Annotated in this window: 12 protein-coding genes; 6 read left to right on the forward strand and 6 right to left on the reverse strand. The window is 69.4% G+C overall.

The annotated features are described in order from the left end of the window. Positions 1-59: 59 nt before the first annotated feature. The 4 genes from FB381_RS19540 to FB381_RS19555 all read right to left on the reverse strand — a co-directional run bounded on the left by FB381_RS19540 (position 60) and on the right by FB381_RS19555 (position 3,631). Complete coding sequence (locus FB381_RS19540) at positions 60-1,217, reverse strand: 5-(carboxyamino)imidazole ribonucleotide synthase (RefSeq protein WP_141781822.1); 1,158 nt, start codon at positions 1,215-1,217, stop codon at positions 60-62. 95 nt (positions 1,218-1,312) lie between these two features. Continuing rightward, the gene (locus tag FB381_RS19545) at positions 1,313-1,612 is read right to left on the reverse strand and encodes a winged helix-turn-helix domain-containing protein (protein WP_246088211.1); all 300 of its coding nucleotides are present in this window, start codon (positions 1,610-1,612) and stop codon (positions 1,313-1,315) included. A 246-nt stretch (positions 1,613-1,858) separates the two neighbouring features. Next, entirely contained in the window at positions 1,859-2,809 is a 951-nt protein-coding gene (locus FB381_RS19550; protein WP_141781824.1) for an adenylate/guanylate cyclase domain-containing protein, read from the reverse strand. Positions 2,810-2,833: 24 nt separating this feature from the next. Then, positions 2,834-3,631, reverse strand: coding sequence for a biotin--[acetyl-CoA-carboxylase] ligase (locus FB381_RS19555; RefSeq protein WP_141781825.1), 798 nt, complete (start codon positions 3,629-3,631; stop codon positions 2,834-2,836). Between the two features lie 61 nt (positions 3,632-3,692). Between FB381_RS19555 and FB381_RS19560 the strand changes: the two genes are divergently transcribed. The 3 genes from FB381_RS19560 to FB381_RS19570 all read left to right on the forward strand — a co-directional run bounded on the left by FB381_RS19560 (position 3,693) and on the right by FB381_RS19570 (position 7,155). After that, the gene (locus FB381_RS19560) at positions 3,693-5,300 is read left to right on the forward strand and encodes an acyl-CoA carboxylase subunit beta (protein WP_141781826.1); all 1,608 of its coding nucleotides are present in this window, start codon (positions 3,693-3,695) and stop codon (positions 5,298-5,300) included. A gap of 167 nt (positions 5,301-5,467) precedes the next feature. Next, positions 5,468-5,680 carry an acyl-CoA carboxylase subunit epsilon gene (locus tag FB381_RS19565; RefSeq protein WP_141781827.1) on the forward strand — a complete coding sequence of 71 codons (213 nt, stop codon included), beginning with the start codon at positions 5,468-5,470 and terminating at the stop codon, positions 5,678-5,680. Between the two features lie 149 nt (positions 5,681-5,829). Next, entirely contained in the window at positions 5,830-7,155 is a 1,326-nt protein-coding gene (locus FB381_RS19570; RefSeq protein WP_170225240.1) for a glycosyltransferase family 87 protein, read from the forward strand. Here FB381_RS19570 and FB381_RS19575 read toward each other — a convergent pair. Together FB381_RS19575 and FB381_RS19580 are read right to left on the reverse strand one after the other, a co-directional pair. Further along, positions 7,106-8,389, reverse strand: a complete 1,284-nt coding sequence (locus FB381_RS19575; protein ID WP_141781829.1) for a hypothetical protein — start codon at positions 8,387-8,389, stop codon at positions 7,106-7,108. The two genes, FB381_RS19570 and FB381_RS19575, sit on opposite strands and share 50 nt — an antisense overlap. Then, positions 8,382-8,975 carry a SigE family RNA polymerase sigma factor gene (locus tag FB381_RS19580; RefSeq protein WP_141781830.1) on the reverse strand — a complete coding sequence of 198 codons (594 nt, stop codon included), beginning with the start codon at positions 8,973-8,975 and terminating at the stop codon, positions 8,382-8,384. The genes FB381_RS19575 and FB381_RS19580 overlap by 8 nt, the downstream gene beginning before the upstream one ends. Positions 8,976-9,067: 92 nt before the next feature. Between FB381_RS19580 and FB381_RS19585 the strand changes: the two genes are divergently transcribed. From FB381_RS19585 to FB381_RS19595, 3 genes are all read left to right on the forward strand, one after another. Next, a complete protein-coding gene (locus FB381_RS19585; RefSeq protein ID WP_141781831.1) occupies positions 9,068-10,744 on the forward strand; it encodes a DUF885 domain-containing protein in 1,677 nt (558 codons plus the stop codon). A 149-nt stretch (positions 10,745-10,893) separates the two neighbouring features. After that, positions 10,894-11,985 (forward strand): DNA glycosylase AlkZ-like family protein, encoded by a 1,092-nt coding sequence (locus tag FB381_RS19590; RefSeq protein ID WP_141781832.1) that lies wholly within the window; start codon positions 10,894-10,896, stop codon positions 11,983-11,985. A 120-nt stretch (positions 11,986-12,105) separates the two neighbouring features. Beyond that, complete coding sequence (locus FB381_RS19595) at positions 12,106-12,549, forward strand: VOC family protein (protein WP_141781833.1); 444 nt, start codon at positions 12,106-12,108, stop codon at positions 12,547-12,549. The last annotated feature ends 57 nt before the right edge of the window (positions 12,550-12,606 follow it).

A 12,606-nucleotide genomic window follows, 5' to 3' on the forward strand; every position in this document is an offset into this window, starting at 1 on the left:
GTCTCGACCTGCGGGAGTGACCTCTCGGCCTGCGGGGGTGACTTCTCGGTGGAGGAGGGTCAGTCGGAGTCGTTGCCGAGGTCGCCCTGGAACCAGTCGGCGGCGTGGCGGGCGCGCTCGAGGCAGTCGTCGAGGTCGTCGCCGTAGACGTTGACGTGGCCGACCTTGCGGCCGGGGCGCATCTCCTTGCCGTAGAGATGCACGCGCAGGTGGGGGTCGCGGGCCATGGCGTGGGGGAAGCCGTCGTAGAGCCGACCGACGTCGGGGCGGGACGAGCCGAGGATGTTGACCATCACCGACCACGTCGCGCGCGATGCCGGCGAGCCCAGCGGCAGGTCCATGACCGCACGCAGATGGTTCTCGAACTGCGAGGTGACCGCACCGTCCTGGGTCCAGTGGCCGGTGTTGTGGGGCCGCATCGCGAGCTCGTTGACCAGCAGCCGGCCGTCGACGGTCTCGAACATCTCCACGGCCAGGATGCCGGTGACGTCGAGCTCCTTGGCGACGCGCAGCGCGATCTGCTCACCCTCGACGGCGAGCTCCGGGGAGAGGTCGGGCGCGGGGGCGATGACCTCCTTGCACACCCCGTTCTCCTGATAGGTGTGCACGACCGGGTACGCAGCGGCCTGGCCGCTCGGCGACCGAGCGACGATCGCGGACAGCTCCCGGCGGAAGTCGACGAGCTCCTCGGCCAGGACCTGCACGCCCGCCTCCTCGGCGACACGGAGCGGCTCGACGACATCTGCCACGTCGCGTACGACCCAGACGCCCTTGCCGTCGTACCCGCCGCGAGTGGTCTTGAGCACGCACGGGAAGCCGAACGCCTCGACCTCGGCGACCGAGGAGACGATGGCGTTGCGCGGGCACGGGATGCCGAGCTCGCCGAGCCGCTCGCGCATGACGCCCTTGTCCTGAGCGTGCACGAGGGCATCGGGGCCCGGCCGCACCGCGACGCCGGCAGCCGCCAGCGCGTGCAGGTGCTCGGTGGGCACGTGCTCGTGGTCGAAGGTGACGACCTCGCAGCCCTCGGTGACCTTGGTGAGCTGGTCGAGGTCGCGGTAGTCGCCGACCATCTGGTCGGGGATGACCTGGGCTGCGGAGACACCCTCGCCCTCGGCGAGAAGCCGGAGCGGGAGGCCGAGCGCGATTGCGGGCTGAGCCATCATGCGGGCCAGCTGGCCGCCGCCGATGATCGCAAGGGTCGGTGCGAGGGTCACGACGGACAGGATAAGGAGCCTCTCCCGTCGGGACCGATTCCGCGGATCCCCCTCACAGACATCCGCGGACCCGGCCCCGACGGGCTCGGGTCGGGCTAGACCTTCTCGAAGCGCAGTCCCTTGCCACGCAGTGTCGTGATCAGATGGGGTTTGCGCGGGTCGTCACCCAGCTTGCGGCGCACCCACCCCAGGTGAACGTCGATGGTCTTCGACGAGGTGTAGAAAGTCGCATTCCACACATCCCTCATCAACTCATCACGGGAGACGACGTTGCCAGCCCTCTTGATCAGGGCGTGGACCAGGTCGAACTCCTTGCGAGAGAGCGTTAGCTCCTCATCGTTCCGCCATGCTCGCCGCGTGTCCGGGTCGAGCTTGATCTCCTGTACCTCGATCATGAGTCCGACACTAGGGAGGTAAAGACCCCATGGCAAAGGATTGCACGATATTGCCACTGACATCTTCATGCCAGGCCGCAACGAATTGGGCAGGCCGAGAAAGCGCCCCCGCGGACGCCCTCCACCATGCCTCTCGTGGCATCAGTTGGTAAAGCAATCATCGGGGGCGTTGACCGACTGTTAACTACAACAAATCTGCAACATCGACGCGAAACAGCAGGTCAGCAAGGACCTTGAGGTCACAGTTCAGACACGACGCACAGCGACGGGCTCGACGATCCCGAATCCTCGCACCGGCCGAGCGGCCAGTCGCCGGGTCTCGTACTCGTCCGCAGGCATCGCCGCGGCGGTCGCTTCGTCGATGATGATGCGGTTGCGCCGCGCCACAGCGGTCAGCCGCGCAGCCATGTTCACGGGCGGCCCGAAGACGTCTCCCAGCCGCAGCACGAGGTTGCCGGAGGCCAGCCCGACACGTACGTCCGGCATCCTCGGGTCGCGCCCGACCACGTTGATGATCCCCTCAGCGGCGCCGTAGGCCTGCAACGGATCGTCGTTGACGAAGAGCACCGAGTCGCCCAGCGACTTGATGATCCGACCGTGCCAGGTCGCCACCACATCGGCACACCGCGACTCGAAGAGCTCGACGAGGTCGCCGATCTTCTCCTCGGTCAGCGTGTTGGACAGTGCGGTGAACGAGACGATGTCGGCGAACCCGACCGTCTGCCACACCGTGCCCAGCTGCTCCTCCGGGCCCGCGACCGAGGCCTCGGCCCTGGCGAGCGCCGCACGCATGTGCCGGCGCCATGCGAAGAGCATCATCTCCTCGAACGCGCTCTCGAAGTGCTCGGAGACGGCGACGGTCGCCTTCAACAGCTCGCTGGGCGTACGAGCGTCCTCGTCCTGCGTCTCGACGTGGTGCAGGAGCGCGGAGACCTCGTAGTCGGAGAGCCGCGCCATCGACTGCCCGATCCCTCGGGTCAGGTTGACGACCAGGTCGAAGCTGACCAGCCCGTTGCCGGCGATGTCGTTGGCCTTGGTGAGGGCGTTGACGTCGGCTTCGTCGAAGAACGCCTGGTCGTCGCCGATCTCCGGGAACCCGAGCGCACGCCACAGGCGCTTGGCCTGCTCGAGGCTCACCCCGGCCCTCTCTGCCACCTCGGCCGAGGTCAGGTTGACGGGCTGCTTCGATTTCGCCACGAACAGATCATGTCATCTCGGTGATCAACCCTGTGGACGGAGCCGGGCATGGATCACGTCACCGGCACCCACGACGCGCTCCCCCTCGCCCGTGGCGATCACCAACCGGCCGTGCTCGTCGATCGCGGTCGCGACACCCTCCCAGACGTCCCCGCCCGGCAGCTCGGCCCTCACCTGCTCGCCGATCGTCACCGACAGCTCGCGATAGCGACGAGCGAGCTCTGCGGGGTCATCACCCCAGATCTCGTACGCCGCCCAGAGCTCCTCCAGCACAGCGGCGAGCACCTCGGTGCGGTCGACCGGCGCACCGCTCTCCAGCTCGAGCGAGGTGGCCGACTCGATCGGCAGCTCCTCGCGGGTGAGCGAGGTGTTGAGCCCGAACCCGATCACCGCGGCGGGCGCTGCGCCGCCCGAGCTCGCGTCGATGCGCTCGATCAGGATCCCGCAGACCTTGCGCCCCTCGATGAGCACGTCGTTGGGCCACTTCAGCCCGGCGGCGTACCCCATCTTCCGCAGTGCCGTGGCGACGGCGACCCCGGTCATCAACGGCAGCCACGGCCACCGCTCGACCGGGATCGACGCCTCCGGGCGAAGCAGCGCGGAGACGGTCAGCGCCGAGCGCGCGGGGGTGGTCCAACCGCGGTCCAGACGGCCGCGACCGGCGGTCTGGTGCTCGGTGGTGACCACCAGGCCAGGGGCCTCACCCGAGCGCGCGAACGAGGCGAGCTCGGCGTTCGTGGACGGCGTCGACTCGAGGACCGTGACGCGCCACCCGCCCCGTAGACCGACGAGTCGGGAGGGGTCAAGTGATGGGCGTCGCATCGCAGAAGGGGCCACGGGCATTAGATTGGCCCCCGCACCGCACGAAGTCCAAAGGAGTCCCGTGAGCGCCGAAGCCACCAACGAGCCCGAGATCGACCTGCACACCACCGCCGGCAAGCTGGCCGAGCTGGACCGTCGTCTCGACGAGGCCGTCCACGCCGGTTCCGCCAAGGCGGTCGAGAAGCAGCACGCCAAGGGGCGTCAGACCGCTCGCGAGCGTATCGACATGCTGCTCGACGAGGGCTCCTTCCAGGAGGTCGACGAGCTGGCCCGCCACCGCAGCACCGCGTTCGGGCTGGAGAAGAACCGCCCCTTCGGCGATGGCGTGGTGACCGGCTACGGCACCATCGACGGCCGCCAGGTCTGCGTCTTCTCCCAGGACTTCACCGTCTTCGGCGGCTCGCTGGGTGAGGTCTACGGCGAGAAGATCACCAAGATCATGGACCTCGCGATGAAGACCGGCTCGCCGCTGATCGGCATCAACGAGGGCGCCGGCGCGCGCATCCAGGAGGGCGTCGTCTCCCTGGGTCTCTACGGCGAGATCTTCAGGCGCAACGTGCACGCCTCCGGCGTGATCCCGCAGATCAGCCTCATCATGGGCAACTGCGCCGGCGGCCACGTCTACTCCCCGGCCGTCACCGACTTCACGATCATGGTCGACAAGACGTCCGGCATGTTCATCACCGGCCCCGACGTCATCAAGACCGTCACCGGTGAGGACATCACCATGGAGGAGCTCGGCGGCGCGCTCGCCCACAACTCCAAGTCGGGCGTGGCCCACTACATGGGCTCCGACGAGGAAGACGCGATCGACTACGTCAAGGCGCTGCTCTCCTACCTCCCGAGCAACAACCTCGAGGAGCCGCCGGCCTACGACGAGACGGCTGACCTGGAGATCTCCGACCTCGACCGCGAGCTCGACACCTTCATCCCCGACGGCGCCAACCAGCCCTACGACATGCACGAGGTCATCGCGCACATCGTCGACGACGAGGAGTTCCTCGAGGTCCAGCCGCTGTGGGCGCCCAACATCCTCACCGGCTACGCCCGCATCGAGGGCCGCCCGGTCGGCATCGTCGCCAACCAGCCGATGCAGTTCGCCGGCACCCTCGACATCGACGCCTCCGAGAAGGCCGCCCGCTTCGTACGCACCTGCGACGCCTTCAACGTCCCGGTCATCACCTTCGTCGACGTGCCCGGCTTCCTGCCCGGCACCGACCAGGAGCACAACGGCATCATCCGCCGCGGCGCCAAGCTGATCTACGCCTACGCCGAGGCCACCGTGCCGCTGGTCACCATCATCACCCGCAAGGCCTACGGCGGGGCGTACGACGTCATGGGCTCCAAGCACCTCGGCGCCGACATCAACCTCGCCTGGCCCACCGCCCAGATCGCGGTCATGGGCGCCCAGGGCGCGGCCAACATCGTCCACCGACGCACCCTGGCCGAGGTCGAGGCCGCCGGCGGCGACGTCGAGGCCAAGCGCGCCGAGCTGATCGACGAGTACGAGACCACGCTCGCCAACCCCTTCATCGCCGCCGAGCGTGGCTACGTCGACGCGGTCATCCCGCCGCACGAGACCCGCGCCGAGGTCACCCGCGCGCTCCGCCTCCTGCGCACCAAGCGAGAGACCCTGCCCGCGAAGAAGCACGGGAACATCCCGCTCTGAGTGAGGCCCGAAGCGAGCGCCAGCGAGCGAGGGCCTCGCGAAGAGCGGATAACGCCGAGTCGGCGCAAACGGACCGGAGCGAAGCGAGGACCGGATTGCGCCGACTCGGCGTTATCCCAACCCAACCCCGACGTAAGCCGAACCGAGACACGAAAGGTGGTCGCGCAATGACCGAGAACCACGAGCAGAAGCCCCTGCTCAAAGTCATCGACCAGAACGCCACCCCCGAGGACGTCGCCGCGATCGTCGCCGTCTTCTCCGCGATGGGATCGGCCGAGGCCCCGAAGAAGAAGCCGCGTTCCCTGTGGGCAGCCCCGCAGCTCCGCACCCCGCACCACGCCGGCCCCGGCGCCTGGCGCGCCAGCGGCCTGCCTCACTGACACGGCTCGACCGGACGATGACCCCTGGTAACGAGATCCACCAGGGGTCATCGTCGGGTAAAGGCCACGGCAAGCTCATACGGAGCACCTGAGAAGATGGCGTCGTGGTCACCTTCTCTCGGCGATATCTTCTGATCACACTCGCGTGGTTGCTGACCCGCGGGTGGGTGGTGATCCTCTACGGCTTCCCCGCCGCGGCGGCCGGCTGGTTCGGCTGGGCGGGTGCCGAGTGGGGCGTCGTGGGCGATGTGAACTACTACCGCGACAGCCTCGACAACCTGGCCTCGGAAGGGGTCGGGAGTTCGCTGGTCGAATACCCGGTGCCGGCGCTGCTGCTGCTCTGGGTCCCGCACGCGGCGATCAGCCTGCTCGGCCTGGCCGGCGACGCCTACATCGTGGCCGTGCTGGTGATGGCGGCGCTGACCGACCTGCTCTTCATGGCGCTGATCGTGCACGGCCGGCGCGGTGACCACCCTCGGTTCGGGGTCTCCGGCGCCGAGGCGCTGTGGCTGGTCGCGGTGCCGGCGCTCGGGGCGACGGCGTACGCCCGTTTCGACCTGTTCCCGGGGATCATGGTCGGCCTGGCGGTGCTCTACGCGGCCCGGAGGCCGAAGGTGGCGGCGGCGTTCGCGGCCCTGGCGACGGGCGCGAAGTACTGGCCGATCCTGGTGATCCCCGCCTTGGCCGCCTCCCGCCGCGCCCGCAAGCCGGTCATCCTCACCGTCGCCGTCACGGGCACGGCGCTGGCCGGCATCAGCCTCGTCCTGGGCGGCTGGGACCGGCTGATGACACCGCTGGGCTACCAGGGTGAGCGCGGGCTGCAGATCGAGTCGATCTTCGCGACCCCGGCGATGGTCGCCTGGGGCCACGGTGCTGCCGGCTACACCGTCGACTACACCGAGTGGAAGGCCTACGACATCTCCGGGCCGAGCGTCGGTGGGCTCCTCCTGGCAGCGACCATCGCCTCCGTGGTCGCGGCCGCGCTAGTCATCGTCTGGTGGGTGCTCGCCTGGCGCCGTCTCCCCCGCGGCGAGCGGGCCGAGCACGACGAGGAGACGATCGTGTGGCTGGTGCTCGCGACCGTCGCCGCGTTCCTGGTGACCAACAAGGTGCTCAGCCCGCAATACCTGCTCTGGCTGCTCCCCGCGGCCGCCGCCGGGATGGCCCTGCTCCGTGGCCGCGCCCGTCGCCGGCTCGGGATCTGGTCGGTCGTGCTGGTCGTGGCGACGTTGCTCACCCACGAGATCTTCCCCCGCATGTATGGCTACATGCTCACCTACGACGAGACCGGATCACCCTGGATCACCGAGGTGCTGGCCTGGCGCAACGGCCTCCTCCTGCTGCTCTTCCTCTACGCCGCCTGGCGCACGACCAGGTTGTTGACCTTCTCCGCCGCCGTCCCCACAACAGCGGCGGAGAAGGTGGCTATCTCAGGCAGACGCGGGCGACGTCGCCCTGAGCCGAGTAGATCGTGACCGGCTCCGCGGCGAACACCGGGCGGCACGCCGCCGGCGTCAGCTCGTGCACGGTGGTGCCGTCGTAGAACCCGTGGTCGTCACAGTTCTCATAGCTGACGTACACGTCGCCGGGCTCGCCGTCGCGGAAGACCCGCAGGATGACGTACGAGGCGATCGGCTGCCCCGCGAGGCAGTTCTTCGGGGTGTTGGGGCCCGAGCGGCCGGGCGCGGCGCTGATCGCGTCCACGAGGCCCGCGGCGTCGGCTCCCTTGGTCTGACGCGAACCGGTCAGCGAGGCCGACGACGGCTCGTACTGGCAGATCGCGATCGACTCGGGAGCCCCGCCCGTCAGCGGTGAGCTCTTCGGCTCCGTCTTGGGCCGCACCGGGTCACCACCGGCCAGCGGCGAGGCCGTATCGCAGCCGTAGGGGTCCTTGGCGACGGTCGTCAGCGATCCCTGGATCTCCTGGTTGACCTTGTCGTCGCCGGGGCCGGTGAGGATCGAGACGATGTAGTCACCCTCGATGACCCGAGTCAGCAGCCAGCCCTCGTGCTCCCAGGAGCCGGCCTTCTTGTCGGTCGCCTTGGTCGCCTTCTCGACAACGAGGTAGGGCTGCCACAGCGAGAACGGCACCTTGCCGAAATCCGCCGGGAAGTCGCGATCCTCGGTGTTGTCGCAGGCGATCCGGGGCACCGGGCGGTTGGTCACGTTGGCGACGTAGGGCGTGCGCGGCACGGTGTCCCACTGGTCGCCGGGCTTCTCGATGCACTCCGGCAGCGCGGGCGAGGCGGCGTCGGCCCACTCCTGCGGCACCTGGGCGGCGACGTCGAAGCGCACCGCCCAGCGCTTCCCCGCGTCCGGTGCGGGCAGGCCGGGGTGTTCCTTGTCGGCGTAGGTGCCCTGCGGCGGCTCGGCCGACTCGCTGAGCGCCTTGGGCGCGGACCCGTCGCGGGCCTCGGCACTGGCGGCGCCGTCGGCGACCGTGCTGCCCTCGTCGCTCCCGCTGCGAAGGCTGGCCAGCGCACCGCCCAGCCCGACCACGGTCACCACCGCGGCGGCCGCGGCGAGGATCAGCGTCGCCCGCCGGCGTGCGGGCTTCTCGTCGGTCTCGATCGTGTCGGCCGGCGTCGGCTCGGCCTGATCTTCCCGGTCGGACGAGTCGGGGACAGCGAGCTCCCGCGGCTCGAACCCGTCGGCCTCACGCGTCAGCGCGGCCCGGAAGGCCCGCTCCTCGCGATCGAAGTCACTCATTTTTCAACCCCCTCGTTCCCTCTCCGTCAACAGAGCCTTGTTCGTTCAGTCGGTCCCTCAGCTTGGCCAGCGCCCGATGCACATGTGATCGGGCCGTCGCCTCGGCGCAGTCGAGCACCGTCGCGATCTGGGCGAAGGACAGGTCCTCGTAGAAGCGGAGCACGACCGCGGCCCGTTGGTTGGCCGGCAGCGTCTGCACCAGCGCCCAGGCCTCGTCGGCGTCGTGCGTCTCGGGACCGGGCTCGTGCTGGGTCGCCATCGGCTCGACGTCGTCGACGAGCACCAGCCGGCGCCGTTTGCGCCATCCGCTGATCGACCCGTTGACGATGCTCCTCTTCACGTACGCCTCCGCGGTGCCGGACACCGCCAACGAGTCCCAGCGCGGCATCGCCCGGATGAGGGCGTCCTGCACGAGGTCGGGGGCGTCGGAGTTGTTGCCGGTGACGAGGTAGGCGAATCGCTGCAGCGCCGGACCGCGCGAGGCCACCCAGGCGCTGAAGTCGATGCTCGTGGCCGCGTCCTCGGCTGCATCGCCGACCGGCTCGGTCGGCTGGTCCTCGGCATCCACGGACACCTCCTCTGGCATGTTCACACCCCTCCTACGCCAAGTCTGGCGTCTTCGTTGCGCGTGCTGCGGAAATCGGTTGCCCCGACGAGCCCCGGCCATAGGGTGACCGGGTGACCCGTGAGGTAGATGCCCGCACCGACCGCTACGTCGAGGATCTGTGCGCCCTCGACCCGTTGACCGCAACCTACGTCGGCGTCGCCGGCCACGACGCAGACCTCCCCGACCTCTCCCCCGACGGGATGGCCGCGGTGGAGGAGCTCAACCGGGTGGCCCACGCCGACGTGTCGGCGATCGAGCCCGCCGACGAGCGCGAGCAGGTGGCCAAGGAGGCGTTCCTGGAGCGGGTCGGGCTCGACATCGAGCTCGCCGACGCGCAGATCACCCGGCGGTTCGTCTCGGTCATCGAGAGCGGCATCCACAGCCTCCGAGACGTCTTCGACCTGATGCCGACCGACTCCGAGGACGACTGGGCGACGATCTCGACCCGGCTCGCCGGGCTGCCCGACGCGGTCGAGGGCTACACCACGACGCTGCGCGAGGAGGCCGCTGCCGGACGCGTCTCCGCCGGCGCGCAGTATGCGAAGGTCGCCGACCAGATCCAGGCCTGGACCGGTCAGAAGGGTGCCGTCGACTTCTTCGCCGGTCTGGTCGGGCGGGCCCCTGAGGGCACGCCCGCGTCGCTGCGTACCGAGCTCGAGTCGCACGCCGCCCGCGCCAACGAGGCGTTCGCGGAGTTCGGACGGTTCGTGGCGAGCGACCTGGCTCCGGCAGGGCTGCCCAAGGAGGCGGTCGGCCGTGACCACTACCGGCTCGCCTCGCGGCTCTTCCTCGGGGCCGAGGTCGACCTCGAGGAGACGTACGCCTGGGGCTGGGAGGAGCTCGAGCGGATCTCCGACGACATGGCCGCCACCGCCCACCGGATCGTGCCGGGTGCGAGCGTCGCGGAGGCAGCCGCCCACCTCGACACCGACCCCGCGCGGCAGCTGACCTCGCCCGACGCGCTGCGGGAGTGGATGCAGACCACCGCCGACCGAGCCATCACCGACCTGGCCGACGTGCACTTCGACATCCCCGAGCCCGTGCGGCGCATCGAGTGCATGATCGCGCCCACCTCCGACGGCGGCATCTACTACACCGGCCCCTCCGAGGACTTCTCCCGCCCCGGGCGGATGTGGTGGTCCGTGCCCGAGTCGGTCACCGGGTTCAGCACCTGGCGCGAGCTGACCACCGTCTTCCACGAAGGTGTGCCCGGTCATCACCTCCAGATCGGCCAGACCGCCTACCGCTCCGAGCTGCTCAACCGCTGGCAGCGGCTGATGTGCTGGGTCTCGGGCCACGGCGAGGGCTGGGCGCTCTACGCCGAGCGGCTGATGGACTCCCTCGGCTACCTCAACGACCCCGGCGACCGTCTCGGCATGCTCGACGGGCAGTCGTTCCGGGCCGCCCGCGTGATCATCGACATCGGGATGCATCTCGAGCTCACCATCCCCGAGAACCCCTTCGGGTTCCACCCCGGCGACCGTTGGACTCCCGAGCTCGGCCGCGAGTTCATCGGGCAGCACTGCCTCATGGACGGCGCCTTCCTCGACTTCGAGGTCGCCCGCTACCTCGGCTGGCCCGGCCAGGCTCCGTCCTACAAGGTCGGCGAGCGGATCTGGCTCCAGGCGCGCGACGACGCCCACGCCCGCGCCGGCGACGCCTTCGACCTCAAGGCCTTCCATCGCGCTGCGCTCGACCTCGGCTCCCTGGGGCTGGATCCGCTGCGGGCGGCGTTGGGGCGGTTGTGACCGGCTCCAGGGATACCCGGTCGGCCGGGTATCCCTGGACATGACGGGCACTGAAACACCCACCAAGCCCACGAAGTGCCCGTCAAGCACTCCCCCGCGTCTCACGATCCGGCCGCTGATCGTCCGGATCCGGACGTACGCTGCGGCAGGTGACGACCACCCTCACCCGCGAGCAGGCGCGACGGATCGCTGTGCGAGCCCAGCTCCTCGACGCTCACCGGCCATCATCGTTGGTGCAGACCGTCGACCAGCTGACGCTCCTGCAGATCGACCCGACCAAGGCGATCGCGCCGAGCGCGGACCTGGTGGCGTGGTCACGGCTGGGCGATGCGTACGACCACTCGGACCTCACCTTCGCGCTCGAGCAGGAGCGCTCGCTGGTGGAGTTCTCCAGCTTCGTCTTCCCGATGGACGAGATCGAGACGGTGCTCGCCCTCGCCCCGGGCCGGATCCATCCCACCGCCGTCGAGTGGGTCGGCGCCAACGCGAAGTTCCGTAGGCGGATCCTGGATCGGCTGCGAGCCGACGGTGCGCTGGTGGCCGGCGAGATCGAGGACACCTCGGAGGTGCCCTGGGCCTCGAGCGGCTGGACCAACGACAAGTCCGTGCTGCGGATGCTCGAGCTGCTCAACCGGATGGGCGACGTCGCGGTCGCCGGCCGGCGGGGCAAGCTGCGCACGTGGGACCTCGCCGAGCGCGTCTACCCTGCTGACCTGCAGCTTCCCTCGGTTGCGGATGCCGCGGACGTCGAGATCGGGCGCAGGTTGGCGTCCCTCGGGATCGCTCGCCCCGGGCGGAAGGACTCCACCGGTGGCGAGGTGGTCGGCGCCGGAGACACGGGCGTCGCGTGCACCGTGACCGGCGTGGACGGTGAGTGGCGGGTCGACCCCGAGGCGCTGGCCGCGCTCGAGGACGGTTTCGCGCCGCGTGCGGCCCTCCTCTCGCCCTTCGATCGCCTCGTCTACGACCGCGACCGTGCGCTCGACCTGTTCGGGTTCGAGTATGTGCTCGAGATGTACAAGCCCGCCGCCAAGCGGCGCTGGGGCTACTTCGCCCTGCCGATCCTGCATGGTGACCGGTTGGTGGGGAAGCTCGACGCGAAGGCCGATCACAAGAAAGGCGTGCTGAACGTCTTCGCCGTCCACGAGGACGTCGCCTGGACCGCCGAGACCGGCGACGCGGTCGAGGCCGAGATCGAGGCGCTCGCCGCGTGGCTGGGCGTCGAGGTCACCCACCCCTGACCGGCCGCCGACGGGGGTCGCACGTCCGGGAGCAACCACCCGAATTGACCTTCTCAGCCTCATCGAGCAGGCCTAGTGTGAGTCGACGGGGTCGGATATCGATCAAAGGAGACGATCCGAATGGCAACGCTCAATCCCTACATCAGCTTCAAGACCGAGGCCGCCGAGGCGCTCGAGTTCTACCGGTCGGTGCTCGGCGGCACCGTCGAGACGACGACCTTCGAGTCGATGGGCGACGCGATGGGTCCGCTGGACGACGCGACGAAGAAGCTGGTCATGCACGGCTCGCTCACCCTCGACGACGGCCTGGTCCTGATGGCCTCCGACACTCCTCCCGGGATGGACCACATCGCCCCGTCCGCCGGCGTCACCGTCGCCATGACCAGCGCCGACATGGCCGACCAGCCGCGGTTCGCCGACTACTTCGCGAGGCTCTCCGAGGGCGGCACGGTCGGGATGCCGTTCGAGCAGGCGCCCTGGGGCGACCACTTCGGCCAGTTCGACGACAAGTTCGGTGTCAGCTGGATGTTCGACGTCGGCGACGGTGAGTCGACCGGCGCCTAGATGACCTAGAGGGCCGGTCCGGCCGGATAGACCAAGGTTCGGTCGAATCTCCTCCTT

The sequence above is a fragment of the Nocardioides albertanoniae genome (assembly GCF_006716315.1).
Classification (GTDB): Bacteria; Actinomycetota; Actinomycetes; order Propionibacteriales; family Nocardioidaceae; genus Nocardioides; species Nocardioides albertanoniae.

Excerpts from the sequence above, each read along its gene's own strand:
- FB381_RS19575 (WP_141781829.1), bottom strand. The coding sequence starts at position 8,389 with ATGAGTGACTTCGATCGCGAGGAGCGGGCCTTCCGGGCCGCGCTGACG.
- FB381_RS19545 (WP_246088211.1), bottom strand. The coding sequence starts at position 1,612 with ATGATCGAGGTACAGGAGATCAAGCTCGACCCGGACACGCGGCGAGCA.
- FB381_RS19555 (WP_141781825.1), bottom strand. The coding sequence starts at position 3,631 with ATGCGACGCCCATCACTTGACCCCTCCCGACTCGTCGGTCTACGGGGC.
- FB381_RS19565 (WP_141781827.1), top strand. The coding sequence starts at position 5,468 with ATGACCGAGAACCACGAGCAGAAGCCCCTGCTCAAAGTCATCGACCAG.
- FB381_RS19580 (WP_141781830.1), bottom strand. The coding sequence starts at position 8,975 with ATGCCAGAGGAGGTGTCCGTGGATGCCGAGGACCAGCCGACCGAGCCG.
- FB381_RS19595 (WP_141781833.1), top strand. The coding sequence starts at position 12,106 with ATGGCAACGCTCAATCCCTACATCAGCTTCAAGACCGAGGCCGCCGAG.